Below are 25,723 nucleotides of genomic sequence, written 5' to 3' on the forward strand. Positions count from 1 at the left end.
ACGGCAATACGGCGCCGCCCGGCCTCTGAGGGCCGGTACGGCAATGCGGCTCAGGTCAGCGCTGAACGGGGGTCGGGCGCTGTTGCTCGGCGCGTCGGCCCAGCACCTCGTACACCGAGGGATAGGCCGGGCGCTCCACGTAACGACCGGCGCCAGGCTCGGCGCGCAGGTCGCCATCGGCCCAGAGCACCTTGCCCTGGCTGATGGTGTGGCTGGGGATGCCGCGCACGGTGCGGCCTTCGAAGATGTTGAAGTCGACCCGCTGGTGGTGGGTCTGGGCGGAAATGGTGCGCGTGCCCTGCGGGTCCCACAGCACCAGGTCGGCGTCGGCGCCGACGCGGATGGCGCCCTTGCGCGGGAACAGGTTGAAAATCTTCGCGGTGTTGGTCGAAGTCAGGGCGACGAACTCGTGCATCGACAGGCGCCCGCTGTTGACCCCGGCATCCCACAACACTGCCATGCGGTCCTCGATGCCGGCCGTGCCGTTGGGGATGCGGCTGAAGTCGTTGCGGCCCATGGCCTTCTGCTCGGCGCAGAAGCAGCAGTGGTCGGTGGCGGTGGTGTGCAGGTTGCCCGATTGCAGTCCACGCCACAGGGCCTCCTGATGCTCGCGTGGGCGGAACGGCGGGCTCATCACATAACCGGCGGCGGTTGCCCAGTCCGGGTTGCGGTAGACGCTGTCATCGATCAGCAGGTGGCCCGGCAACACCTCACCGTACACCGGCTGGCCCTTGGCCCGCGCGTAGGTGATTTCGTCCAGCGCCTCACGGCTGGAGATGTGCACCACGTACAACGGCGTACCAATGGTTTCGGCAATGCGGATGGCACGGCTGGCGGCTTCGCCTTCGACTTGTGAAGGGCGCGACAGCGGGTGCGCTTCCGGCCCGGTCAGGCCCTGGGCCAGCAGTTTTTGTTGCAGGTGGTAGACCAGCTCGCCGTTCTCGGCGTGCACCGTGGGCACGGCGCCCAGTTGCAGGCAGCGCTCGAAACTGGCCACCAACGTGTCGTCGGCCGCCATGATGGCGTTCTTGTAGGCCATGAAGTGCTTGAAACTGTTGACCCCGTGCTGGCTGACCAGCTCGCCCATTTCTTCGGCGACCTGCTCGCTCCACCAGGTGATGGCAACGTGGAAACCGTAGTCGCAGGCACTCTTCTGCGCCCAGCCGCGCCAAGTGTGGAAGGCCTCCAGCAGAGACTGCTGCGGGTTGGGGATGACGAAATCGATGATCGAGGTGGTGCCACCGGCCAGCCCTGCGGCGGTGCCGCTGAAGAAGTCCTCGCTGGCGACCGTGCCCATGAAGGGCAACTGCATGTGGGTGTGCGGGTCGATGCCGCCAGGCATCAGGTACTGGCCGCTGCCGTCGAGGATCTCGCAGTCGGTAGGGGCTTCGAGGCCTTTGCCGATGGCACGGATCTGGCCGTCGACACACAGGACATCGGCGAGATAGCGCTCTTCATGGGTAACTACGGTGGCGCCACGGATCAACAGGGACATGCCGTCTTCCTCGCAGGCTGACCGGTCTGAGCCGGCTTTTGGAATTGTTATGCGCCAGTGGCTGAAGGAGGGGTTTTAATCCTGTCAGGCCTGACAAGATTGGAATCTAGATGCGTTTTCAGGATTGTTCAAGAAAAAATATTATAGGCTTATATCTTTTATAAATTATTGATAAATAAGGATAATTTATCAAGATCCCCAAAATGGTGAGGCCTTTCACCATTTTGACGCACTTGACAAGAAGCCAAATTGGTCAAGATTTTCCATGCAAAATCAGCTGCTTGATTCCTGGCTTCGAGGCGCACGCCGTGCCGTTGAAAAAACAGGCTGCACCAGTTTGAAACCTGATGCAGGGGCCAGGGCCGGCCCAGGGTGGCGCAAGCGGCAGGCGAGGGAACAACCGTGCCCCCGCCTGCCGCGCAACAATGCTTTGCAGATCAGTTAATTACCTCCGGTCGGCGGCGGCCGGCCGGGTTGGCGCAGGCCAACCCGGCACGCAATTTGAGTACGGCCACAACCGCCAGGCCGGACCGGAGGAGCATTACTGGTGGTGTGTGTACTCCGGCCATCGCGTTAGCCCGATGAGCAAACAACTAGAAGAAATCTGGAGAAGGCCCCATGCAACAGAGCAGATCGGAAGTGATCGAGCAGGCAGGCCTGTTCGAGCTGTCCGCAGGCAGTGACGTCCTCGACAGCCCGCGTTATAACCACGATATCGCGCCGACCAAGGTGCACCAGCGCACCTGGAACAAATGGCACATCACCGCGCTGTGGGTGGGCATGTCCATCTGCGTGCCGACCTACACCCTCGGCGGCGTGCTCACGGCCTATTTCGGCCTGAGCGTGGGTGAGGCGCTGCTGGCGATTCTGCTGGCCAACCTGATCGTGCTGATCCCGCTGACCCTCAATGCCTTCCCTGGCACCCAGTACGGCATCCCGTTCCCGGTGCTGCTGCGCTCGTCGTTCGGCATCCTCGGCTCCAATGTGCCGTGCCTGATCCGCGCGGTGGTCGCCTGTGGCTGGTTCGGCATCCAGACGATGTTCGGCGGTTTGGCCATCCACCTGTTCCTCGGCTCGATCTTCGACGGCTGGAAAGCGCTGGGCGGTACCGGCGAGGTGGTTGGCTTCATGATCTTCTGGGCGCTGAACCTGTGGGTGGTGCTGCGCGGTGCCGAGTCGATCAAGTGGCTGGAAACGCTGTCGGCACCGCTGTTGGTCGCGGTCGGTTTCGGCCTGCTGTTCTGGGCCTTGCCGCACATGTCGATGACTGAATTGCTGGCGCAGCCTCCCAAGCGCCCGGAAGGGGCCAGTGTGGTCGGCTACTTCTGCGCCGGGCTTACCGCCATGGTCGGCTTCTGGGCCACGCTGTCACTGAACATTCCCGACTTCAGCCGCTACGCCAAGAGCCAGAAAGACCAGATCCTCGGGCAGATCTTCGGCCTGCCGCTGACCATGTTCCTGTTCGCCTCGCTGGGGGTGGTCATGACGGCAGCGTCCGCCTCGCTGGTGGGCGAGACGGTGTCCGACCCGGTCAGCCTGATCGGCAAGATCCATAGCCCCGGCTGGGTCGCGCTGGCCATGGCGCTGATCGTGATCGCCACGCTGTCGACCAACACTGCCGCCAACATTGTCTCGCCGACCAACGACTTCCAGAACATCGCCCCGCGCCTGATCGGGCGTAGCCGCGCGGTGTGGCTGACAGGCTTCATCGGCCTGGCACTGATGAGCCACGAGTTGCTGAAGAAGCTCGGCTGGATCGTTTCCGACCTGAGCCTGGAGAGCGTGTATTCCAACTGGTTGCTGGGGTATTCCAGCCTGCTCGGGCCGATCGCCGGGATCATGGTGGTGGACTACTTCCTGATCCGCCGCCAGCACCTGGACCTGGCCGGGCTGTACCGCGACGACGTGTACCCGGCATGGAACTGGGCGGGCTTCGCCGCCTTCGCCGTGCCGGTGGCGCTGACCGTGCTGGCCATCGGCAACAGCCGTTTCAGCTGGTTCTACGACTATGGCTGGTTCACCGGGTCGCTGCTGGGCGGGGTGCTGTACTACGCCCTGGGTGGCGTGGCGGTGCGCGGGCCGGCGATTGCGCCAGTACACACCAATAAAAATGCCTGAGGAGAAACACCATGAGCCAATCCCAGCATGTTTTGAAATCCACCGAGCGCCACGTCGACAGCGCCCGCCTGTGGCAGTCGCTGATGGACCTTGCCCGCCTCGGCGCCACGGCCAAGGGCGGGGTGTGCCGGCTGGCACTGACCGACCTCGACCGCCAGGCGCGCGACCTGTTCGTTCAGTGGACGGAGGCCGCCGGTTGCACCGTCAGTGTCGATGCGGTGGGCAACATCTTCGCCCGTCGCCCAGGGCGCAACCCCAAGCTGCCACCGGTGATGACCGGCAGCCATATCGACACCCAGCCAACCGGCGGCAAGTTCGATGGCTGTTTTGGCGTGATGGCCGGGCTGGAGGTGCTGCGTACCCTCAATGACCTGGGCATCGAGACCGAGGCACCGCTGGAAGTGGTGGTGTGGACCAACGAAGAAGGCTCGCGCTTCGCGCCCTGCATGATGGGCTCGGGTGTGTTCGCCGGCAAGTTCACCCTGGAAGAAACCCTGGCCAAGCGCGACGCCCAGGGCGTTTCGGTCGGCGAGGCGCTGGACGCCATCGGCTATGCCGGCCCGCGTGCAGTACTTGGCCACCCGGTGGGTGCCTACTTCGAAGCCCATATCGAACAGGGGCCGATCCTCGAAGACCAGGCCAAGACCATTGGTGTGGTGCTCGGCGCCCTGGGCCAGAAGTGGTTCGACCTGACCCTGCGCGGCGTCGAAGCCCATGCCGGGCCGACGCCGATGCACCTGCGCAAGGACGCCCTGGTGGGCGCCGCAGCCGTGGTCGAAGCGGTCAACCGCACCGCCCACGCGCATCAGCCCCACGCCTGCGGCACAGTCGGGTGCCTGCAGGCCTATCCCGGTTCGCGCAACGTGATCCCTGGCGAGGTGCGCATGACCCTGGACTTCCGTCACCTGGAGGGCGACCAGCTGGAAGCGATGATCGCCGATGTGCGCACGGTGATCGAGGCGACCTGTGCCAAGCATGGCTTGAGCCATGAACTGGTCCCCACGGCGGACTTCCCGGCGCTGTACTTCGACCGCGGTTGCGTCGATGCCGTACGCCAGTCGGCGCAGGCCCTGGGCTTGCCGCACATGGACATCGTCAGCGGAGCAGGGCATGACGCGATCTTCCTGGCCGAGCTGGGGCCGGCGGGGATGATTTTCGTGCCTTGCGAGAATGGCATCAGCCACAACGAGATCGAGAACGCCACGCCAGAGGACCTGGCGGCAGGCTGTGCCGTGCTGCTGCGGGCCATGCTGGCGGCCTCGGAGGCGATCGCCAGCGGGCGGCTGGCGGCATAGCAATGCGCTGAACGGGGCTGCAAGGCAGCCCCGGCAATCTCAAGACGAAACGGCCACCAGGCGCCCATCACGCCCGATATGGTAGCGCTGCAGATCCCGCGCCAACGTCAGGTGCCCGGTGTAGTGGGCCAACGCCTCATCCTGCACATCATCAATGCACGGGCTGCGCTCAGGGTCCCCCTGGTACCGCGCACTGAAATGCGTGAGCACCAGGTTGCGCACGCCCGCAGCTTCCGCGAACTGCGCCACTGCCGCCGCCGTGCTATGGCCAAACGTATTGCCGCTACGCTCGACAATGGGTTGGGTATAGGTCGCTTCATGGACCAGCACATCCGCGCCTCTGGCAACCTCGGCGAGCAGTGGCGGGTTATCGTTATCGCCACAGACGATCACCCGCCGCGGCGGTCGCGAGGCTTTCAGGTAGTCGCGCGGCGCAAGCTGCCGCCCGTCATGCTCGGCCGCCAGCCCCTTGGCCAAGGTACCCCATAACGGCCCACGTGGAATGCCTTCGGCTTCCAGCCGTTGGGTGTCCAGGCGTGGTTCAGGGTTCAGTTCGGTGAACACGAAGCCAACGCTCGGCACCCGGTGCGACAACGGCACGGTACTGACCTGGATGTGCTCGCTTTGCCACTGCCCCAGGTGCTCGACAGGCAACAGCCGCAGTTCGAACGGCAGGTGGGTTTCGCTGGCCGCCAGGCTCAGGCGCACCCAGTCCTGCAAGGCGGCGGGCAGGATCAGGTCCAGGGGTTCGCTGCGCCCGCCCATGCCGGCACTGGCCAGCAGCCCCGGCAGGCCGAAACAATGGTCGCCATGCACATGGGTGATGAAGATGCCGCGCAGGTCGCGTACGGAGAGCGAACTGTGCAGCAGCTGGTGCTGCGTGCCTTCGCCGCAATCGACCAGGTACCAGTGTCTGCCGCTGGCTTCGATGACGGCGGTGGCGCTGACGTTGCGGGCTTTGGTGGGCACCCCGGAGGAGGTGCCCAGAAACTGCAGGTCCAATGCTTTGCTCCATGCGTGGGGGAGCCACACCTTAGACCGATTGCTGCAGGGCGTCGATGCTCAAGGCTCGGCGGGGGTATCCTGCCGCCAGATCAGCTTGCTGGTGTCGTAACCCTGCTTCTGGGCAATCGTTACCAGTTGGTCACGCGTCTGGTCGGTAATTGCCGGTGTGCGCGACAGCAGCCACAGGTATTCGCGGTTGGGGTGGCCAACCAGTGCCACGCGATAGTCCTTGTCGTGGTACAGCACCCAGTATTCACCCTTGGTCAGCCCCGGCGCGAGGCGGCTGAACCAGTTATCGAAGCGCACCCAGAGCTTGTCGGTCCGGCCCGGCACCTGGGCTTCGGCAATACCACGGGCTTCGTTCAAGGTGCCGTCCTTTTCCTTGCAGCGGTTGGTCACGTCGATACGGCCATCTTCGCGCAAGCCGTAGTGGGCTTCGGACTGCACGCAGTTGCGCTGGAAGAACATCGGCAGGCGTGCAAGCTCGTACCAGGTGCCCTGGTAGCGTTGCAGGTCGACCTGTTCGGTGGCCGGCGGGGTGTGGTGATCGTCGTTGGAACCGACGCAGCCCATCAGGGCCACGGTCATGCAGGAAAGCATCAGGGCCGTGCGCATCGCCATGGCAAATCTCCTGTCAGCGAGTGTGGAGCTTACCTCTTGTTCGATGCGGGTAGGGGGTAAAAGTTGTATCGGTTCGCCTTGGCATTTTTAGCACCTGTCAGATCGAGCGCCGCCCGCGCGGCGCTCGATCTCATAGGCGCTGCAAATCTGTCGGCAGGCACCTGTCAGCCCTCACCCATTCTCCGGCGGCAAATCAAACGATCCCGTTTCGACTTCGCCCTTACGCACATAACGGGCGATGATCACGCCCTTCGGCGTCACCTGCGAATGCTTCAGGGTAAACGCCACAGGCGCGGCATCGTCGCCGAACAGGCGCTTGCCATGCCCCAGCAACACAGGGTGAACAAGCAACTGAAGCTCATCAACCAGCCCAGCAGCGAGCAGTTGTTGCACCACATCGGCACTGCCCTGGGTCAACAGGTCGGCGCCGTCTTGCTGCTTGAGGGCACGCACCGTCGCGACGATATCCACGCCCAGCCCATGACTGTTGTGCCATTCGAGACTGTCGGGATCATGGGTGGCGACATGCTTGGCCACGCTGTTGAACAGCCTGGCGATGGAGAAGTCCTCGGTATCGTCTTTCACCTTCGGCCAGTAGCCGGCAAAGATGTCATAGGTGCGCCGCCCCAGCAGCAATTCGAACGGTTGGCTGAACAACGCCTGCATCGCCTGGCCGAACACTTCCTCGGCATGGGGCACCAGCCAACCGCCAAAGGTGAAACCACCGCTGGTGTCTTCCTGTGGGCCACCGGGGGCCTGCATGACGCCGTCGAGGCTGACGAAGGCGGCTACGATGAGTTTGCGCATGGGGTTCTCCTGAAAGGGCTTGTCGATGTGATGATTCACCCTATGGTCGAACGGCGCGCGGCGATTTCGACAGGCCATGCAGTCCCGTTTTTGGCACAAGCACGGTCACTTGCCTGGGTTACCATCCATGCCGTGAATCCTTTTCCCACAGGAGTGCCGCCCGTGACCGAATACACCGCGCTCAAGGTCGAACTGACCGACAACATCGCCCATGTGCAGATCAACCGCCCGGAAAAGATCAACGCCATGAACGCGGCCTTCTGGACGGAAATCGTCGATGTCTTCCAATGGATCGACGACACCGAGGCCGTGCGCGCAGTGGTGATCAGCGGTGCCGGCAAGCATTTTTCCGCGGGTATCGACCTGATGATGCTGGCGTCGCTGGCCGGGCAGATGGGCAAGGATGTTGGCCGCAATGCCCGCTTCCTGCGCAAGACCATCCAGCGCCTGCAAGGGTCGTTCAATGCCGTGGACAACTGCCGCAAGCCAGTGTTGGCGGCGGTGCAGGGTTACTGCATTGGCGGCGCCATCGACCTGATCTCGGCCTGCGACATGCGCTATTGCAGCCGCGATGCGCAATTCTCGATCAAGGAAATCGACATGGGCATGGCCGCCGATGTCGGCACCTTGCAACGTTTGCCACGTATCATCGGCGACGGCATCATGCGTGAGCTGGCCTTCACCGGCCGCAATGTGGAGGCCGAGGAGGCGCTGCGCATCGGCCTGGTCAACCGGGTCTATGATGATCAGGCCGCGTTGCTCGACGGGGTTTTTGCCATAGCCCGCGAGATTGCTGCAAAATCGCCGATCGCCGTGGCCGGCACCAAGGAAATGCTCAGCTACATGCGTGACCATCGCATCGACGATGGCCTGGATTACATCGCCACCTGGAACGCCGCGATGCTGCAGTCCGAAGACCTGCGCGTGGCCGTGGCGGCGCACATGAGCAAACAGAAACCGACGTTCGCCGACTGACCGGGCCGGGGGACGCGCAGTAAAGGAACCCCCGACATGTCAGCTCGCTGGACTACCGCAGTACTCGACCCACAGCTCACCGGGGGGCTGGCCGTGGCCCGCAGCCCGGAAGGGTTCCTGGTGGACGCCAACGGCGCGCTGTTCCCCCGCGACTGGCTCAAGCGCCAGGACCTGGACGTACTGTGCGAGCACGGCATCGGCCACTTCGACGGCGAGCCGGTCTTCCTGCTGGAACTGCGCAGCGCCACCGAAGTGCCGGGCTGCAGCTGGCGTGGCTTGCGTGCGTTCATGTTGGAAGGCGATTTCGACACCTACAAGGTGCTCGGCTATGCCGCGCAGATCGGCACCTGGGCGCGCGAACACCGCTTCTGCGGCAGCTGCGGCCAGGCGATGACGCAGATCCGCTGGGAGCGGGCGATGTACTGCCAGCCCTGCGACCTGCGCAGTTACCCGCGCATTTCGCCGAGCATGATCGTGCTGGTGACCCGTGGCGACGAGATCCTGTTGGCCCGTTCGCCGCGCTTCGTCACGGGGGTGTACAGCACCCTGGCAGGCTTTGCCGAGCCGGGTGAATCCGCCGAAGACTGCCTGGTGCGCGAGGTGCGCGAAGAGGTGGCGGTGGAGGTGCGGAACATCCAGTACGTCGGCAGCCAGTGCTGGCCCTTCCCGCACTCGATGATGCTGGGCTTCCATGCCGAATACGCCGGGGGCGAGATCGTCATGCAGCCGGACGAGATCGAGGATGCCAAGTGGTTCAGCGTCCATGACCTGCCGCCATTGCCGGCCGGGCGGTCCATCGCCCGCTATCTGATCGACCTGTATGTGGCGCGGCGGCTAGGCCTGCCCGAACCAGTGCTGCCACGCTAGGCGCACGGTCAACGCCAGCACCACGGTGATGAACACGGGGCGGATGAACTTGCTGCCGCCGCTGATCGCCGTGCGTGCGCCGAAGAAGGCGCCGACCATCACCGACAGGCCCATGCACAGGCCGACGATGTAATCCACCTGCCCGGAAATGACGAACACCGTCAGCGCCGCGATGTTGCTGACGAAGTTCATGCTGCGCGCCACGCCGCTGGCGCGGACCAGGTCGATGGGGTAGAGCAGCAGGGTGCTCACGGTCCAGAACGCACCGGTACCGGGGCCGGCCACGCCATCGTAGAAGCCCAGGGTGAAGCCTTGGGGAAACTGCCATTTTTTCTTGATTGGCGCATCGACATCCAGCGGTGCCTTGGGCGTGCCGCCGAACAGCAGGTAGACACCGCAGGCGAAGACGATCACCGGCAGCATCTTGTTCAGCCATTCGGCCGGCATGTAGTGGGCGATCACTGCGCCGATCGAGGCGCCGACCAGCGTTGCGAACAAGGCCGGGCGCCATTGCGCCGGGTGGAACAGCTTGCGTCTGTAGTAGGTAAAGCCGGCGGTGGCCGAGCCGAAGGTCGAGCTGAGCTTGTTGGTGCCCAGTACCAGGTGCGGTGGCATGCCGGCGGTGAGCAGTGCCGGGGTGGTCAGCAGGCCGCCGCCGCCAGCGATGGCATCGATGAAGCCCGCGACGAAGGCGACCAGGGCGAGGATCAACAGGGTGAGCGGTTCTACGGTGAGTTCGAAGGGCATGAGAGGCTTCAAGCAGTTGGCAGGCAGTGAAAACGCTACAGTTCTACGGCTATGGTAATGCCTCCAAGCAGCAACTGTCAGTGACTAACGTGCCCGACCGAGTGCTTCGGTTTTACTTTTACGTTCTGGTGAGTGTGTTTTTTGCAGAAAGGGACAAAGACGCTGCTGATGTACCAGGTTCAGGTTTTCCAGGTTGAGCGTACGCTGGCAGAAGACTGTTCAGCGTCTTTTCATTTTGCATTACCTTGGTCTCCAGGATCTGCATAGATAAGATCTGAAAGTCATCCGTCATGTTGTATTTTAATCTTCCCAGACTATCAGTGCTGATAAGGTTGTCCTCCATCAATTTGCTGAATGTATTCAAGGCTTTGCCAGTGTCAGACAGTGTTTTCAGTTCCTTTTTTATAACGCTATTCTCCGCAATGGGCCGGTAGGCTTCGAGTGCTGGGTTTTTTTCGATTGCACTCAGTGCGTTGTCGCGTCGCTGCATGATTGTTTTCTTTGTTTTGAAGATTGATTTTACGAAAGAAATCGGGCCGTGACCTGAAGGGTCCTGGTAGTTAATGGGGTCTCCTGAGCAGTATGCATAAGCATTGAACCCACCCCGGCCGAAAGGACTGGATCTATCAGGCGAGTGGAATCTCATGAGCCTGGTATTGTAGCTGCGATAACTTCCAAGCTGGTAGTGACCTGAGAAAAGGTCAATGAACTGGCCGTTGAAGCCTGTTGCGGGCCCGAATTGGGCATGTGATCTATAGCCGTAGCATGAGTAAGCGAAGTGACAAGGGGTATGGGTCAGGAGTACGCCTAAATCAGGTGTCTGTTTGCAGGTGGCCATGGCTTTCAACACTTTCAGGATGATCGAATGATCTCATCGCGTTTTGCCCGGATGAACAACTGGTAGAAATGCTAGTTTTAAGCCTGTCTGTGCATCACAAACAGTCAAGCGGCTCGTGGGTAAGCGGGCCTCTTCACAGGACTCAGTTGACTGCAAAAAGACCCGCGCAGGCGTTTAAATCAAATCTGGATGAAAGCGAGCAGATCCGCGTTGATCACATCGGCATGGGTAGTCGGCATGCCATGCGGGTAGCCCTTGTAGGTCTTCAAGGTGCCGTTGGGCAGCAACTTGGCCGACAGCGGGCCGGCGTTTTCATAAGGCACGATCTGGTCATCATCGCCATGCATGACCAGCACCGGCTGTTTGATGCCCTTCAGATCCTCGGTGAAATCGGTCTGCGAGAACGCCACGATGCCGTCGTAATGCGCCTTGGCGCTACCGATCATGCCCTGGCGCCACCAGTTGCCGATGATGCCTTCCGACGCTTGCACACCCGGCCGGTTGTAGCCATAGAACGGACCCGTCGGAACATCCCGGTAGAACTGTGCGCGGTTGCTGGCGACCTGGGCCTGGAAGTTGTCGAACACTGACTTGGGCAGGCCGCCAGGATTGGCCGGCGTCTGCACCATCAACGGTGGCACGGCTGCGATCAGCACGGCCTTGGCCACCGGGTCATCAGGATACCGGGCCATGTAGCGCACCACTTCGCCGCCACCAGTGGAGTGGCCGACATGCACTGCGCCCTGGATGCCGAGGTGGGCGACCACGGCTGCGACATCGTCGGCATAGTGGTCCATGTCGTGGCCGTCCCACACCTGGCTGGAGCGCCCGTGGCCGCGGCGGTCATGGGCGACCACGCGAAAGCCCTTGGCGAGGAAGAACAGCATCTGCGCGTCCCAGTCGTCAGCGCTGAGTGGCCAGCCGTGGTGGAAGTGGATGACCTGCGCATCGCGCGGCCCCCAGTCCTTGTAGAAAATCTGAACGCCATCCTTCGTGGTTACGTAGCTCATGGTCGTGTCTCCTCAGTGCACGAACCGAAGTGAGCTATTGAGAATAGGAGGGATTTCGCACGGCATCGGAATTTGTAGTGGCAGTACCGGCTTCTTCGCGGGTAGACCCGCGAAGAAGCCAAAACCCCTGTCACAGGAACCAGCGGTACTCCCGCGCACTGACTTCCTGCATGAATGCCAGATGGTCCTGGCGCTTGTTCTCGCAGTACACCATCACGAACTCTTCCCCCAGCCCTTCGTTCACTGCCGGGTGGCTGCGCATGGCCGCGACCGCGCCGAGCATGTCCTTGGGGAAATCGATGCCGCTGCTGCGATCTTCGTTCAGCGGCGCAATCGGTTCCTGCGCGGCATCCAGCCCATGCTCCATGCCACACAGGATCGCCGCCAGCACCAGGTACGGGTTGGCATCCGCCCCCGCCAGCCGGTGCTCGATACGCAGGTTGCGCGCATCCGACTCGGGGATGCGAATGCACGCATCGCGGTCCTCGAACCCCCAGCTCGCACGACTGGCAGCATTGACCATGGCGCCATAGCGGCGGAATGCATTGTGGTTGGCAGCGAAGATCGGCATGCAGTGCGGCAGCAGCGCCAGGCAGCCGGCCACCGCGTGGCGCAGCGGGCGTTGCTGGTTGGCGGCCAGCAGGTTGTTGCCAGCGGGGTCGTAAAGGCTCAAATGTACATGCATGCCACTGCCCGGCGCCTGCAGGTAGGGCTTGCTCATGAACGAGGCGCGCAGCCCGTGCTTGAGCGCGACACCCCGGGTGCTGCGGCAGAACAGGGCGGCCCAGTCAGCCGCCTGCAGGCCGTCGTCGCAATGGCCGAAGTTGATCTCGAACTGGCCGGGGCCGAGTTCGGCCGTGATCACGTTGGCGTCCACGCCTTGCGCCTTGGCAGTGTCGACCATGTCATGCAGCACGTCGCTGAAGCGCGACAGCCGTTCGATGTGCATGTTGGGCTGGTCGTCCGGGTCATCGCTGAGCGGGTCGCGGGGGAACTGAGGCAAGCCTTGCTTGAGCGCGCGGTCGAACAGGTAGAACTCCAGTTCGAACGCCACCACCGGGCGAATGCCACGTCGCTCGAGGCGCTGCAGCACACGGGCGAGGACCTCGCGGGGTTCGAATTCGATGGGCGCGGCAGTACCGTCGGAGCTGATCAGCATCTGCCCCAGTGGCTCGCGCTCCCAGGTCACCGGCTTGAGCGTGCCAGGGATCAGGCGGCGGATGGCATCCGGGTCGCCGTCGTTGAAGCAATAGTCGCCGATCGGGAACAGCCCACCTTGGACACCCAGCAGTACGCAATTCTGCGGCAGTTTCAGCGGGCTGCCGGCGGCAACCTTTTCCAGCATGTCGATCGGGTAGCGCTTGCCGTAGAAGTGCCCAGGGATGTCCAGGCTGAGCAGGTCGACATGGCTGACGTCGGGGTGGCGGGCACGGAACGCGCGGACTTCACTGAGCAGATCGGGAAAGCCTGTTGTTAGGGTCATGCTGTGCTCTCATCGGAAGACCCAGAGGACGCGGGTCGTCTGGTCGGTCAGGTTGGCGTAGCGAAAGTGGCGGTTGGGCGGCAGCTGGAAGCTGTCGTTAGGCGCCAGGGTCACGGCCTGTTCGTCATCGGCAAGCCAGAGGGTCAGTTCACCTTCGAGGACGAAACCACCTTGCTCGGAGCTGTCGTCCAGGTGCCCCTCGCCACTGCTGGCGCCGGGCGCCAGGTGGCTTTCGAGCATGGCGAAACGGCCGTTGAGGGTCGGTGAGACCAGCACGTCGCTGATGCCTTCGGCGTAGTAGAGGGTGCGCCGCTCGCCGGGGCGGGTGACCCAGTCCAGCGCGGGTGGCTGGCTGGCCTGGTAGAAGTAGGTGGTCGGCACCTGCAAGGCTTCGCTGATGGCTGTAAGGTCGGCCACGGTCGGCTGCGACAGGCCGCGTTCGACCTGGGACAGGAAACCCAGCGAGCGTTTGACCTTGCCCGCCAGCTCATCGAGGGTCAGCCCGCGGTGCTTGCGCAAGTCGCGAATCAGCAGGGCCAGGCGCTGGGCGTCTTCAGACATGATCGCGCATCCTGTACCAGGCCTTGGCCGCTGCCTCCAGCGGTGCGGCCAGCAGGTCACCGCCCGGGAAGCGGCCGTTGTCGATGCCCTGGTACAACGCCAGCAGGTCGTCGTCGCCGAGAATGGCATCGCTGACCGCCCGCGCGGCGGCCAGGGTCGGCAGCACGCCATGGCCAGAGAAGCCTTGCAGCCAATAGCGCTGGCCCTCGCGGCCGACGTCCGGGGTGCGCTGGATGCTGCAGTCGATGTGGCCGCCCCAGGCATAGTCGATGGCCACCCCGGCCAGTTGCGGGAACACCCGTTCCAGGTAGGGGCGCGTGGCGCTGGCGACGTCCTTGGGGATGCCGCCCAGGTAGGTGCAGCCACCGCCGAACAGCAGGCGGTGATCGGGGGTGAGGCGGAAGTAGTCGGGCACGAACTGGTTGTCGATCACGCAGCTGTTGCGCGGCAGCAGCGAGCGGGCGAACTCGGCATCCAGCGGTGCGGTAGCTACCTGGTACGACCCGACTGGCAACAGCCGGCGCGACAGGCTGCGGTCGAGGCGGTCGATGTAGGCATTGCAAGCCAGTACCAGCACCCCGCAGCGCACCTCGCCATGCTCGGTGCGGGCCACGTAGCCGTTGGCGCTGGGCTGATAGCCGAGCACCTGGCTCTGCTCGAAGATGCGCCCGCCATGGGCTTCGATCGTGGCGGCCAGGCCCTGGGCAAGTTTCAGCGGGTTGAGGTGCGCACCCTTGGCGTCATACAGCGCGGCCTGGTAGCGCGGGCTGTCGATCCATTGCGCCAGCTCGTCGCGGCCGATCAGGCGCAGGGCGTCGTAGCCCCATTTGTGCTCGGCATCGTGCAGGGCTTCTTCGAGCATCTTTACGCGCCGGGGCAGCACGGCGGTCCACAGGCTGCCGAGCCGGTAATCGATGTCGAAGCCATGGCGCAGGGGCAGCTCGCGCATTTCGTCGGCGGCCCAGCACATGCTGTCCCACAGGCGTCGGGTGCGTTCCACGCCCAGCGCTTTCTCCAGGGGCGGCATATCGCACGACCAGCCCAGCAGCGCCTGGCCACCGTTGCGCCCGGAAGCGGCCCAGGCCACCCGGCTGGCTTCCAGCAGGGTCACGCGCTTGCCGGCCAGGGTCAGGCGCAGCGCGGTGTGCAGGCCGCTGAAACCGGCGCCGATGATCAGCACATCGGTGTCGTGCGAGCCTTGCAGGGTAGGGCGCAGGGGGATGCTGGCGGGGTAGGTCCGGGCGTAGTAACTGGCGACGTGTTGGGCGGATTGCTTGAACATGCCTTGGCCTCGTGAAATTTATTGTGATTATTTTCATGAAAATCTAGCAGTGAATTTTCATGGCGCCAGAGCCGTTCGTCTTTTCTGTGGGGTTGGCTATATGATCCGGGGGCTGCTGCGCAGCCCTTTCGCGACACAAGGCCGCTCCCACAAGGACCTGTGAACGCCGATCAATGTGGGAGCGGCCTTGCGTCGCGATAGGGCCGCAAAGCGGCCCCCTTGGCCCTGACAGGAAAAACAATGCGCCGCCTGCCTTCCTTGACCGCCCTGCGCACTTTCGAATGCGCCGCCCGCCATGGCCATTTCGGCCGCGCCGCTGCCGAGCTGTGCGTGACCGACAGTGCCGTCAGCCATCAGATTCGTCAGCTCGAGGAGCAGCTTGGCGTCGCCCTGTTCGAGCGCGTCGGCCGCCAGGTGCGCCCCAGCGCCGAAGCCGAACGCTTGCTGCATCACCTGCAGCAGGCCTTCGAACTGATCGGCAAGGCCTGTGACGAACTGCGCGACCCGGCATCGCAAGCGGTACTGAGGGTGGCGGTCACAGCTGAGCTCGCGCAGAAATGGCTGGTCGCGCGCCTGGCCGACTTCAGTAGCCGTTACCCTCACATCACCCTGCACCTGCACGATCAACCGATCGATGCCGGCGCCCCGGCGCTGGACGTCGACCTGGCCATCACCTACGGCACCGGTGCGCTGGACGCCAGCACCCATTTCGTCCGGCCCCTGCCGCTGCTGCAGTTCTTCCCGGTGTGCAGCCCCGGCCTGTTCAACCAGGGCGGGCTCAAGCGCCCACGCGACCTGGTGCGCCATTGCCTGTTGCACGATGACCAGGACGGCCGCACCTGGACCACCTGGCTGGCCACTCACGCCGAGGACGCCTTGCCTACCCGGCAGCTGTATTTTCCCCATGCCGCGCTGGCGCTGGAGGCTGCGCTGCTGGGGCAGGGCGTGGCGATGGGCGACAACCTGACCTGCCAGGCCGACCTGCAGAGCGGCCGGTTGGTACGCCCGTTCAGTGCCAGCGTGACGGCCCAGGGGCAGTACGCGCTGGTGTGCGAACGGCTGCGCCTTGAGCGGGCACCGGTGGCTGACTTCATCGAATGGTTCATCGAACAGCTGGGCGATAGCTGAATTGAATTCAGCTATCGCTGAGTTTTCATCGTTGGATGCCGCAAGCGAGGCGGCGTAGCGTGCAGCTATCACCCACCGATACGAGGTTGACCCATGGCACGTTCGCTCACCACCACCCCCAAGGCCGATGGCTTCCGCCTGCCCGGCGAATTCGAGCGCAAGGCGGGTTGCTGGCTCGGCTGGCCAGAGCGCCCGGATGTCTGGCGCAATGGCGCCAAGCCTGCGCAGAAGGTCTGGGTCGAGATCGTCACGGCAATCGCCTCCAGCGAGCCGGTCACGGTCTGCGCCTCCGCTGGCCAGTACGCCAATGCCCGGCGCCTGCTGCCACCGCAGGTGCGGGTGGTGGAGATGACCTGCAACGACACCTGGTTCCGTGACAGCGGTCCATGCTTCGTGATCAATGACAACAGGGGTGAAGTGCGTGGCGTCGACTTTGAATTCAACGCCTATGGCGGCCTCGATGGCGGGCTCTACTACCCGTGGGACAAGGACGACCAGATCGCCCAGAAAATCCTCGAGATCGAGGGCCTGGACCGCTATCGCGCGCCGCTGATCGCCGAGCTTGGCGGCATCCAGAGCGACGGCCAGGGCAGCCTGCTGACCACCGAGCAATGCCTGCTGAACCGCAACCGCAACGCCCACCTGGGCAAGGCCGAGGTGACCCGTCGCCTTGAAGACTACCTGGGAGCCGAGCAGGTGATCTGGCTGCCGCGTGGCTGCAAGTTCGACGAGACCGATGGCCACGTCGACGACCTGGCCTGCTTCGTGCGCCCCGGTGAAGTGGTGCTGCAATGGACCGACAACCGTGACGACCCGCAGTGGGAAATCTACCAGGAGGCCTACGACATCCTGCGCAGCACCCGCGATGCCCGTGGCCGTGAACTGAAGGTGCACAAGCTGCCGCAACCTGACGTGCTGCAATGGACGGCCGAAGAGGCCGCGGGGCTGGACCAGGTCGAAGGTACTCACCTGCGTGAGGCCGGTACCCGGATCTGTGCCTCGTACATCAACTATTACGCGGGCAATTCGGCCATCGTCGTACCGCTGTTCGGCGACCGCAATGATGCCATTGCCCAGGCGACCCTGGCCGAGCTGTTCCCCGATCACCGCATCATCGGCATCGAGAATTCCCGCGAAATCCTGCTGGGTGGCGGTAATGTCGCGTGCATCACCATGCCGCAATACGCTGGAGGCCGCCGCTGATGAAGCCGAGCGCACTGACCCTTGCGCTCGCCCTGGGCTGCGCCGCTACTGCGGCCCAGGCTGCCGACGCACAACAGCCGACCGTCAACCTGTACATCTGGGGCGAGTACCTTGCCCCCGATACCTTGACCCGGTTCGAAAAGGAAACCGGCATTCGTGTGGTGGCCGACCACTTCGACTCGCTGGAAACCGCCGAGACCAAGCTGCTGACCGGTGGCAGTGGCTACGACGTGGTGCTCACCGCCGGCCAGCACCTGAGCCGGGCCATTGCCAGTGGCGCCCTGCAGCCGCTGGATAAGGCGCAACTGCCGCACCTGGCCGGGGTGGGTGAAGAGTTCCGCCAGCACATGGCCGTGTTCGACCCGGGCAACCGCTATGCCGGGACCTATGCCTGGGGCACCACAGGGGTGGGTTACCAGCAGCAGGCGGTGACTGCGCGCATGGGCGATGCGCCGCTGGACAGCTGGGCGATGCTGTTCGACCCGCAGGTGGTGGCGAAATTTGCCGATTGCGGGGTGAGCCTGCTCAACGACCCCAATGAAGTGTTCGCCGCCGTGATGCGCTATATGGGCCTGGACATCAACCAGCAGCGTCTTGAAGACCTGAAGGCGGCGGAGGTGCAACTGCGCAAGGTGCGCCCGTACATTCGCTACTTCGACAACGACCGCAACATCAACGACTTGGCCAATGGCGAGACCTGCGTGGCAATGTCGTGGAACGGCAACGTGGCCATCGCCCAGGGGCAGGCGCAGCAGGCGGGCAAGGCGTTTGAGCTGGACTACAGCATCCCGAAGGAGGGCACGTTGATCTGGCTGGATGCACTGGTGGTGCCCAAGGATGCGCCACACCCGGACGCTGCGTGGAAGCTGGTGGATTACCTGATGCGACCGGATGTGATCGCGCCGATTACCGACACCATCCACTACGCCAATGCGATCACGGCGGCGGATCAGCTGGTGGCTGCGCAGATCCGCAATGCGCCGGGGACCTACCCGCCGGCTGAGGTGCGGGCGCGGTTGTATGGCAAGAATGACAATGGCAAGGCGTTCAACCGCGAGCTGACCCGGGCGTTCAGCCGGTTGAAAAGTGGTACCTGACAGGCATGTTGTGTTGCCCGTGCTGGCCTCATTGCGGGCAACCCATCAGCTCGGAGCTTTGCGCCTTGGTTTGCGGGCAGTGTTTTTGCCTTCGGCCGCCTTGCCTTTTGTGGCACCGCTGCGCCGCTTCTTCTTCCACGGCGCCGCCTTGCCTACCGCCGGGCCAGTAATGGTCATGCGCATCCCGCGGCAACGTTCCACCAGCTTGCCCATCCACGCCGACTGCCGGGTGACGAATTCTTCCAGGCTCATCTCGCCGCTCTGCACCATGTCCAGTGCTTGTTCCCAGATGGCCGTGGTACCAGGGTCGGCAATGGCGCGGGGCACGGCGTCAATCAGGCTGAGCGCGGCCGGGGTGGCAGACAGGGCCTTGCCGTTCTTCACCAGATAACCGCGGTCGAGCAAGCCCTGGATGATGCTGGCACGGGTCGCTTCGGTGCCGATGCCGGTGGTTTCCTTGAGCTTCTGTTTCAGCCGTGGGTCGTCCACCAGCTTGGCGACGTTCTTCATCGCCTTGATCAGGTCGCCTTCGGTAAACGGTTTCGGTGGCTGGGTCCACAGGTCCTTCAGTTGCACATCATGCACGTTGCAGTCCTGGCCTTCGCGCAGGGCCGGCAGCACCTGGGCTGGCTGGGCCTCGCGGCCCTTGGCCGGGGTCAGTGCTTCGGGGAGGGCGCGGCGCCAGCCGGGTTCGACGATCTGCTTGCCGACGGCGCGCAGGGCATGGCCGGCGCAAGCGAACTCGGCCTGGGTGCGATCGTACTCGTGGTTGGGCAGGAACTGCGCCAGGTAGCGGGCACGGATCAGGGTATAGACCGCCTTGTGCTTGGCCGGCAGGCGTGCCGGGTCGCTGGCGGCTGCCGTGGGGATGATGCCGTGGTGGGCGCTGACCTTGGCGTCGTTCCAGGCGCGGAAGCGGCGCTGCGGCTCCAGGTGAGCCTGCAGCGGCGCCAGGCTGGCGTCCGCCCGCTGCAGCGCCGCGAGGATGGCGGGCGCCTCGCTGTGCTGGCTGACGGGCAGGTAGCCGCAGTCGCTGCGCGGGTAGGTGATCAGCTTGTGGGTCTCGTACAGCGCCTGGGCGATGTCGAGGGTTTCCTGGGCGCCGAGGCCGAACTTTTTCGAGCACAACTCCTGCAGGGTACCGAGGTCGAAGGGCAGCGGTGCGGCCTCGCGCACGCGCTCGGTGGCGACTTTCGATACCCGCGCCGTACCGGCATCGTGCATGTCGCCAGCAGCCTGCCGGGCCAGCGCCTGGTTCAGGCAGCGGCCTTGGTCGTCGCAGGTGTCTTGCGGTGCGCGCCACTGGGCGTTGAAAGCCTGGCCGGCACTTTCCAGCTGGACATCGATGGCCCAGAACGGCACGGGCACGAAATCAGCGATACTGCGGTCGCGGTCGACCACCAGGCGCAGGGTAGGGGTTTGCACCCGCCCCACTGGCAGCACGCCCTGGTAGCCGGACTGGCGGCCGAGCAGGGTGAACAGCCGGCTCATGTTCATGCCGATCAGCCAGTCGGCGCGGGAGCGGCCCAGGGCCGAATGGTAGAGGTTGAAGGTTTCCTGGCCGGGCAGCAGGCGCGCCAGGGCCTTGCGGATCGAAGCGTCGTCCAGGGCCGACAGCCACAGGCGCTGGATCGGGCCGCGGTAGCGGCAGTGCTCGACCAGCTCGCGGGCAATCATTTCACCTTCGCGGTCGGCGTCGGTGGCGATCACCAGTTCGCGGGCCTCGCCGAGCAGGCGCTTGACCGCCTTGAACTGGCTGGCGGTCTTGGGCTTGACCAGCATCTTCCACGTTGCCGGGATGATCGGCAGGTCGGCCAGGTTCCAGCGCTTGTAGCGGTCGTCGTAGCTGTCGGGCGGGGCGGTTTCCAGCAGGTGGCCGATGCACCAGGTCACGCAGACGTCGGTGCCCTGCCAGCAGCCGTCGGCCTTGCGGTTGGCACCGAGCACCTTGGCGATGTCTTTGGCCTGGGAGGGTTTTTCGCAGAGGAACAGGCGCATGGCCGGGAACGCTTCATCGGGGAATGATGGGCACTAGGATGCGCAAGCGGGGGCCCGGAGGCAAGTTTTATCTGGATGGATGTACAGGTTAATTTTTGCTGGAAGTTAGCGCGATCCCTGTGGGAGCGGCGAATTGCTGGATCAGGCGCGCGAGTCGCGCACCATGTCCACGTGCGGAATACCGGCTTCGAGGAACTCCTCGCTGACTACGCGAAAGCCCAGGCGCTCGTAGAACGGCGTGGCATGCACCTGTGCACTGAGCATCTGCTGCTTCAGGTCACGGTTCTGCGCTTCGACGATCACTGCATTCATCAGTGCATCGCCGACCTTCAACCCACGCCAGTCCTTGAGCACCGAGACCCGGCCAATGGTGCCGTCAGGCAGCAGGCGAGCCGTGCCGATCGGATAGTCGCCTTCCAGCGCCAGGAAGTGTGCGGCGCCCGGATCGTCCGAATCCCACTCCAGCTCTGGCGGTACATGCTGCTCGGCAATGAACACGGCTTCGCGGATACGGCGGATATCAGCGTTATCCTTGTGCCAGTCGGCAAGGCGCACACGAATCTTATTCATTGGCGAATCCCAGGCTTCCTTGTTTGATCAGCTGCTGGACCAGCATAAGGCCATCTTCATCCTGCAACCACTGCTCGAGGTTGTCGATGTGTAACGCATCGGCCGAGCACACCAGCTTCAGCAGCTCGCGCAGCTTGGCCGGCAGTGGGCAGCTACGGCCGCTGGCGAACAGCATCAGGTCGTCGCCGAGTTCGGACCAGGCCAGCCGCGCGCTCGGGTTGCGGATCAGGATGGCGCCGTCTTCCAGCGCTTCGATCAGCTCGTCTTCGTCCATTTCTTCACCGACCACCTGCTCCGGGTAGCGCGGCTCGGTCATGAACTGGCCGAACCAGGTCAGCAGCAGGTCCTTGTCGTTGGTGTGCTTGTCGATCAGCGCCTTGAGGCGGTCGAGGGCGTCGTGCTGGATCTGGTGCGGGTCGCTGGCTGGTTGCGCGTCGGCGTCGCTGTAGCGCTCTTCGTCCGGCAGGAACTGGCCGAGGAAATCGGTGAAGTGGGTCAGCACTTCGGCGGCGCTTGGGGCGCGGAAGCCGACCGAGTAGGTCAGGCAGTTGTCCACGGCGACGCCGTAGTGGGCCAGGCGCGGCGGCAGGTAGAGCATGTCGCCCGGCTCCAGGGTCCATTCGCCGCTCTGTTCGAATTCGGCCAGGATGCGCAGGTCGGCGTGCTCCAGCAGCGGGCTGTCGCTGTTGCACATCTGGCCGATTTTCCAGTTGCGCTCGCCGTGGCCCTGCAGCAGGAACACGTCGTAATTGTCGAAGTGCGGGCCGACACTGCCACCTGGGGTGGCGAAGCTGATCATCACGTCATCGATACGCCAGCTCGGCAGGAAGCGGAAGTGCTCGAGCAGCTCGGCGACTTCCGGTACGAACTGGTCGACGGCCTGCACCAGCAGGGTCCAGTCCTTCTCTGGCAGTTCGGCAAAGGTGTCTTCGCTGAACGGGCCGCGGCGCAGCTCCCACGGGTGGGCGCCGTGTTCGAGGACGATGCGCGACTCGACTTCCTCTTCCAGGGCCAGGCCGGCCAGCTCGTCGGGGTCGATCGGGCTTTCGAAGTCCGGGAAGGCCTGGCGCACCAGCAGCGGCCTCTTCTGCCAGTAGTCGCGCATGAATTCGCGGGCCGAGATGCCGCCGAGCAGCTGCAGTGGAGTATCAGGATTCATGTTCAACCTATTGAAAAAACGTAATTTTCGTCCGCGAATAAAAACGCCCGGCCAGGCCGGGCGTTGAACGCGACGGTCCGCTTAGATGCGTTTGGCCTGGGCTGCCGCGTTACCGATGTAGGTAGCCGGGGTCAGCAGCTTCAGCTCGGCCTTGGCGTCGGCCGGCATGTCGAGGCCGTCGATGAAGGTCAGCAGCGCTTCTGGCGTGATGCCCTTGCCACGGGTCAGCTCCTTGAGCTTCTCGTAGGGGTTCTCGATGTTGAAGCGACGCATCACGGTCTGGATCGGCTCGGCGAGGACTTCCCAGCAGGCATCCAGGTCGGCGGCGATGCGGGCTTCGTTGACTTCCAGCTTGCCGATGCCTTTCAGGCTGGCTTCGTAGGCGATGACGCTGTGGGCGAAGCCCACGCCCAGGTTGCGCAGCACAGTGGAGTCGGTCAGGTCACGCTGCCAGCGCGAGATCGGCAGCTTGCTCGCCAGGTGCTGGAACAGCGCGTTGGCGATGCCCAGGTTGCCTTCGGAGTTTTCGAAGTCGATCGGGTTGACCTTGTGCGGCATGGTCGACGAGCCGATTTCGCCGGCCACGGTCTTCTGCTTGAAGTAGCCCAGCGAGATGTAGCCCCAGACGTCGCGGTCGAAGTCGATGAGGATGGTATTGAAGCGAGCGATCGCGTCGAACAGTTCGGCGATGTAGTCGTGCGGCTCGATCTGGGTGGTGTACGGGTTGAACTGCAGGCCCAGCTCGTCTTCGATGAAGGCGCGGGCGTTCTGTTCCCAGTCGATCTGCGAGTAAGCCGACAGGTGGGCGTTGTAGTTGCCCACGGCGCCGTTGATCTTGCCCAGCAGCGGCACGGCGGCAACCTGGGCGATCTGGCGCTCCAGGCGGTACACGACGTTGGCCAGCTCTTTGCCCAGGGTGGTCGGCGAAGCCGGCTGGCCGTGGGTGCGCGAGAGCATCGGCACGTCGGCATGGGCATGGGCCAGGGCGCGGATGGCGTCGGCGATCTGACGCATCAGCGGCAGCAGCACATCGTCACGGCCGGCGCGCAGCATCAGGGCGTGGGACAGGTTGTTGATGTCCTCGCTGGTGCAGGCGAAGTGGATGAACTCGCTGACCTTGGCCAGCTCAGGCAGCTTGGCGGCCTGCTCCTTGAGGAGGTATTCGATCGCCTTGACGTCGTGGTTGGTGGTGCGCTCGATCTCCTTGACGCGTTCGGCGTGCTCGAGCTTGAAATCGGTGGCCAGGCTGTCCAGCAGGGCATTGGCTTCGGCGGAGAACGCCGGCACTTCGCCGATCTGCGGGTGCGCGGCCAGGCGCTGCAGCCAGCGCACTTCGACCAGGGCGCGGAAACGGATCAGGCCGAATTCGCTGAAAATGGGGCGCAAGGCCTGGGTTTTGCCGGCGTAACGGCCGTCTACAGGGGAAACCGCAGTGAGCGAAGAAAGCTGCATGGGGTGTTCTCGGACAGTCAGGCTTTTGGAAGGGCGCATATCATACATGAATTTCGCGCCCGAGTCGGGTGGCTGACCAAAGGTCGGCTCAATAAATCAATGCGGTCGTGCCTTTGTGGGAGCGGCCTTGCGTCGCGAAAGGGCTGCGTAGCAGCCCCAGCAATCTGTGAGTCAGGCTCGAGACCCAGGGGCCGCGCTGCGGCCCGTTCGCGACACAAGGCCGCTCCCACAGGGTCAGGACGGCGAACGCATCATGTCGTACAGTTCGTTGAGCAGCTTGCGCCGGCTGAACACCAGCTGCCAGCGATGCCCGCCCAGCTGACGCCACAGGCGTGCGGCACGGATACCGGCCAGCAGCAGGGCGCGGATTTTCGAGGCGTTGCTGGCCTGCTGCAGGAAGCGCATGTCGCCATGCACCTGGATGCGCTGGCGCAGGGTGCTCAGGGTGTCCTGGTACAAGGCTCCACTGGAAGCGATGACGTTTTCGTGAACCAGGCCGAAATGGTCGGCCTGGGACTGGATTTGCGGCAGGCGGTTGCCGATGGTCTCGAGCAGGTCGCCGCGCTTGTTCAGCTGACGCTCAAGACCCAGCATCGACAGTGCGTAGCGCAGCGGTTCGCGTTGCAGGCTGCTGGGGTCGCGCTCGAGGGCGCCGACCAGGGCGCGGTAACCGTCGCGCAGGTTGAGGTCGTCGCCGCCGAACACCTCCAGGGTGTCCTTGGGGTCGCGCACCAGCAGGCTGCCCAGCATGCAGCCGATGTTGGCTTCGCTGGCCTGGCCGGTGCGGGCGATGCGGTCGACCAGCACGGCGGCCTGGAACACGCCGCCCAAGGCAATCAGCTGCTCCTGCAGGTTGCTCATGCGCGCGGGCTCCACGGCTCGGCGGTTTCGATCACGCCGCCGCCCAGGCACACCTCGCCGTCATAGAACACCACCGACTGGCCCGGGGTCACGGCGCGCTGCGGTTCGTCGAACACGGCGCGGTAGCCGGTTGCGGTCAGCTCCAGCGTGCATTGCTGGTCGCTCTGGCGGTAGCGCACCTTGGCGGTCAGCCGGCGTGGGCTGCTCAGGTCGACCGGGTTGACCCAGAAGATTTCCGAGGCGAGCAGGGCACGGGAGAACAGCCACGGGTGTTCATTGCCCTGGCCGACCACCAGCACATTGCGGGTCAGGTCCTTGTGCAGCACGTACCACGGCTCGTCGCCGGCGTCCTTCAGGCCGCCGATACCCAGCCCCTGGCGCTGGCCGATGGTGTGGTACATCAGGCCGTGGTGGCGGCCGATCACTTCGCCATCAGTGGTCTCGATGTTACCGGGCTGGGCCGGCAGGTACTGCTTGAGGAAATCGCTGAAGCGGCGCTCGCCGATGAAGCAGATGCCGGTGGAGTCCTTTTTCTTGGCGGTGGCCAGGCCGTGTTTTTCGGCGATGGCGCGCACCTCGGGCTTTTCCAGCTCGCCGACCGGGAACAGGGTACGGGCGATTTCCTTGCCGCCAACTGCATGCAGGAAGTAACTCTGGTCCTTGTTCGGGTCTAGGCCTTTGAGCAGTTCGGTGAGCGCGCCGGAGTCGCGGCGGCGCACGTAGTGGCCAGTGGCGATCAGGTCGGCACCCAGCGACAGGGCATAATCGAGGAACGCCTTGAACTTGATTTCACGGTTGCAGAGGATGTCCGGGTTCGGCGTGCGGCCAGCCTTGTATTCCTCGAGGAAGTGCTCGAACACGTTGTCCCAGTACTCGGCGGCGAAGTTGGCAGTGTGCAGCTTGATGCCAATGCGGTCGCACACGGCCTGGGCGTCGGCCAGGTCTTCACGGGCGGTGCAGTATTCGGTGCCGTCGTCTTCTTCCCAGTTCTTCATGAACAGCCCTTCCACCTGGTAGCCCTGCTCCAGAAGCAGAAGGGCGGAGACGGAAGAGTCCACGCCGCCGGACATGCCGACGATGACGCGGGTCTTGGCGGGGTCTTTGAGTGCTGGGCTGGTCATGGGTACCGGTGTGTATCAAGGGGGAAAAAC

The 25,723-nt window shown here is 64.0% G+C and carries 23 protein-coding genes and 1 pseudogene; 7 read left to right on the forward strand and 17 right to left on the reverse strand.

Features of this window, described 5'->3' with window-relative positions; all coding sequences use genetic code 11:
* Nucleotides 1-55 precede the first annotated feature (55 nt).
* Entirely contained in the window at nucleotides 56-1,495 is a 1,440-nt protein-coding gene (hydA, locus tag HU738_RS03095) for a dihydropyrimidinase (RefSeq protein WP_176507510.1), read from the reverse strand.
* 618 nt (nucleotides 1,496-2,113) lie between these two features.
* Here hydA and HU738_RS03100 point away from each other — a divergent pair.
* Together HU738_RS03100 and HU738_RS03105 are read left to right on the forward strand one after the other, a co-directional pair.
* Nucleotides 2,114-3,613, forward strand: coding sequence for an NCS1 family nucleobase:cation symporter-1 (locus HU738_RS03100; RefSeq protein WP_186600943.1), 1,500 nt, complete (start codon nucleotides 2,114-2,116; stop codon nucleotides 3,611-3,613).
* 11 nt (nucleotides 3,614-3,624) lie between these two features.
* Complete coding sequence (locus tag HU738_RS03105) at nucleotides 3,625-4,908, forward strand: Zn-dependent hydrolase (protein WP_186600944.1); 1,284 nt, start codon at nucleotides 3,625-3,627, stop codon at nucleotides 4,906-4,908.
* Nucleotides 4,909-4,947: 39 nt separating this feature from the next.
* Here HU738_RS03105 and HU738_RS03110 read toward each other — a convergent pair whose 3' ends face one another.
* The 3 genes from HU738_RS03110 to HU738_RS03120 form a co-directional block, all read right to left on the reverse strand.
* Nucleotides 4,948-5,910 (reverse strand): ribonuclease Z, encoded by a 963-nt coding sequence (locus tag HU738_RS03110; RefSeq protein WP_186600945.1) that lies wholly within the window; start codon nucleotides 5,908-5,910, stop codon nucleotides 4,948-4,950.
* A 60-nt stretch (nucleotides 5,911-5,970) separates the two neighbouring features.
* Nucleotides 5,971-6,534 (reverse strand): lipocalin family protein, encoded by a 564-nt coding sequence (locus HU738_RS03115; protein ID WP_176507514.1) that lies wholly within the window; start codon nucleotides 6,532-6,534, stop codon nucleotides 5,971-5,973.
* 171 nt (nucleotides 6,535-6,705) lie between these two features.
* Nucleotides 6,706-7,341 (reverse strand): dihydrofolate reductase family protein, encoded by a 636-nt coding sequence (locus HU738_RS03120; protein ID WP_186600946.1) that lies wholly within the window; start codon nucleotides 7,339-7,341, stop codon nucleotides 6,706-6,708.
* Nucleotides 7,342-7,503: 162 nt separating this feature from the next.
* On the opposite strand from HU738_RS03120, the gene HU738_RS03125 reads away from it, so the two are divergent.
* Both HU738_RS03125 and nudC read left to right on the forward strand, forming a co-directional pair.
* The gene (locus tag HU738_RS03125) at nucleotides 7,504-8,316 is read left to right on the forward strand and encodes a crotonase/enoyl-CoA hydratase family protein (protein WP_176510095.1); all 813 of its coding nucleotides are present in this window, start codon (nucleotides 7,504-7,506) and stop codon (nucleotides 8,314-8,316) included.
* Between the two features lie 36 nt (nucleotides 8,317-8,352).
* Nucleotides 8,353-9,183 (forward strand): NAD(+) diphosphatase, encoded by an 831-nt coding sequence (gene nudC, locus HU738_RS03130; RefSeq protein ID WP_186600947.1) that lies wholly within the window; start codon nucleotides 8,353-8,355, stop codon nucleotides 9,181-9,183.
* On the opposite strand, the gene HU738_RS03135 is transcribed toward nudC, so the two are convergent.
* The 7 genes and pseudogenes from HU738_RS03135 to HU738_RS03160 all read right to left on the reverse strand — a co-directional run bounded on the left by HU738_RS03135 (nucleotide 9,151) and on the right by HU738_RS03160 (nucleotide 15,104).
* Nucleotides 9,151-9,930, reverse strand: coding sequence for a TSUP family transporter (locus HU738_RS03135; RefSeq protein ID WP_176510093.1), 780 nt, complete (start codon nucleotides 9,928-9,930; stop codon nucleotides 9,151-9,153). The genes nudC and HU738_RS03135 overlap by 33 nt on opposite strands.
* 118 nt (nucleotides 9,931-10,048) lie before the next feature.
* Nucleotides 10,049-10,420: a hypothetical protein gene (locus tag HU738_RS25900; protein ID WP_225923400.1), complete on the reverse strand. Its 372-nt coding sequence runs from the start codon at nucleotides 10,418-10,420 to the stop codon at nucleotides 10,049-10,051.
* Between the two features lie 39 nt (nucleotides 10,421-10,459).
* Nucleotides 10,460-10,705, reverse strand: a pseudogene (locus tag HU738_RS25905) (RHS repeat-associated core domain-containing protein); the annotation flags it as partial.
* Nucleotides 10,706-10,947: 242 nt separating this feature from the next.
* Nucleotides 10,948-11,778, reverse strand: a complete 831-nt coding sequence (locus HU738_RS03145; RefSeq protein WP_186600949.1) for an alpha/beta fold hydrolase — start codon at nucleotides 11,776-11,778, stop codon at nucleotides 10,948-10,950.
* Nucleotides 11,779-11,908: 130 nt separating this feature from the next.
* Nucleotides 11,909-13,261 carry a glutamine synthetase family protein gene (locus HU738_RS03150; protein ID WP_186600950.1) on the reverse strand — a complete coding sequence of 451 codons (1,353 nt, stop codon included), beginning with the start codon at nucleotides 13,259-13,261 and terminating at the stop codon, nucleotides 11,909-11,911.
* A 9-nt stretch (nucleotides 13,262-13,270) separates the two neighbouring features.
* A complete protein-coding gene (locus HU738_RS03155) occupies nucleotides 13,271-13,822 on the reverse strand; it encodes a helix-turn-helix domain-containing protein (RefSeq protein ID WP_186600951.1) in 552 nt (183 codons plus the stop codon).
* Complete coding sequence (locus HU738_RS03160) at nucleotides 13,815-15,104, reverse strand: NAD(P)/FAD-dependent oxidoreductase (RefSeq protein WP_186600952.1); 1,290 nt, start codon at nucleotides 15,102-15,104, stop codon at nucleotides 13,815-13,817. Before HU738_RS03160 ends, HU738_RS03155 begins: the two co-directional genes overlap by 8 nt.
* A 240-nt stretch (nucleotides 15,105-15,344) precedes the next feature.
* Here HU738_RS03160 and HU738_RS03165 point away from each other — a divergent pair, with 240 nt between their 5' ends.
* The 3 genes from HU738_RS03165 (at nucleotide 15,345) to HU738_RS03175 (ending at nucleotide 18,532) form a co-directional block, all read left to right on the forward strand.
* Nucleotides 15,345-16,232 carry a LysR substrate-binding domain-containing protein gene (locus HU738_RS03165; RefSeq protein WP_176510088.1) on the forward strand — a complete coding sequence of 296 codons (888 nt, stop codon included), beginning with the start codon at nucleotides 15,345-15,347 and terminating at the stop codon, nucleotides 16,230-16,232.
* A 93-nt stretch (nucleotides 16,233-16,325) separates the two neighbouring features.
* Nucleotides 16,326-17,435, forward strand: coding sequence for an agmatine deiminase (gene aguA / locus HU738_RS03170; protein ID WP_186600953.1), 1,110 nt, complete (start codon nucleotides 16,326-16,328; stop codon nucleotides 17,433-17,435).
* Nucleotides 17,435-18,532, forward strand: a complete 1,098-nt coding sequence (locus HU738_RS03175; protein WP_176510086.1) for an extracellular solute-binding protein — start codon at nucleotides 17,435-17,437, stop codon at nucleotides 18,530-18,532. The genes aguA and HU738_RS03175 overlap by 1 nt, the downstream gene beginning before the upstream one ends.
* Before the next feature lie 45 nt (nucleotides 18,533-18,577).
* Here the strand turns inward: HU738_RS03175 and HU738_RS03180 are convergent, their stop codons facing one another.
* The 6 genes from HU738_RS03180 to mnmA form a co-directional block, all read right to left on the reverse strand.
* Complete coding sequence (locus tag HU738_RS03180) at nucleotides 18,578-20,530, reverse strand: DNA topoisomerase III (protein ID WP_186600954.1); 1,953 nt, start codon at nucleotides 20,528-20,530, stop codon at nucleotides 18,578-18,580.
* Nucleotides 20,531-20,671: 141 nt separating this feature from the next.
* Complete coding sequence (locus HU738_RS03185; protein ID WP_054886827.1) at nucleotides 20,672-21,100, reverse strand: GNAT family N-acetyltransferase; 429 nt, start codon at nucleotides 21,098-21,100, stop codon at nucleotides 20,672-20,674.
* Nucleotides 21,093-22,259 carry a ribosomal protein uL16 3-hydroxylase gene (locus HU738_RS03190; RefSeq protein ID WP_186600955.1) on the reverse strand — a complete coding sequence of 389 codons (1,167 nt, stop codon included), beginning with the start codon at nucleotides 22,257-22,259 and terminating at the stop codon, nucleotides 21,093-21,095. Before HU738_RS03190 ends, HU738_RS03185 begins: the two co-directional genes overlap by 8 nt.
* Nucleotides 22,260-22,340: 81 nt before the next feature.
* Nucleotides 22,341-23,711 (reverse strand): adenylosuccinate lyase, encoded by a 1,371-nt coding sequence (gene purB / locus HU738_RS03195; RefSeq protein ID WP_103448071.1) that lies wholly within the window; start codon nucleotides 23,709-23,711, stop codon nucleotides 22,341-22,343.
* A 234-nt stretch (nucleotides 23,712-23,945) separates the two neighbouring features.
* Nucleotides 23,946-24,572: a high frequency lysogenization protein HflD gene (gene hflD, locus HU738_RS03200; protein WP_176508854.1), complete on the reverse strand. Its 627-nt coding sequence runs from the start codon at nucleotides 24,570-24,572 to the stop codon at nucleotides 23,946-23,948.
* On the reverse strand, nucleotides 24,569-25,693 hold the full coding sequence (gene mnmA / locus HU738_RS03205; RefSeq protein ID WP_186600956.1) for a tRNA 2-thiouridine(34) synthase MnmA: 1,125 nt from the start codon (nucleotides 25,691-25,693) through the stop codon (nucleotides 24,569-24,571). Before mnmA ends, hflD begins: the two co-directional genes overlap by 4 nt.
* Between the last annotated feature and the right edge of the window lie 30 nt (nucleotides 25,694-25,723).

Source organism: Pseudomonas vlassakiae (assembly GCF_014269035.2).
GTDB classification, from domain to species: Bacteria; Pseudomonadota; Gammaproteobacteria; order Pseudomonadales; family Pseudomonadaceae; genus Aquipseudomonas; species Aquipseudomonas vlassakiae.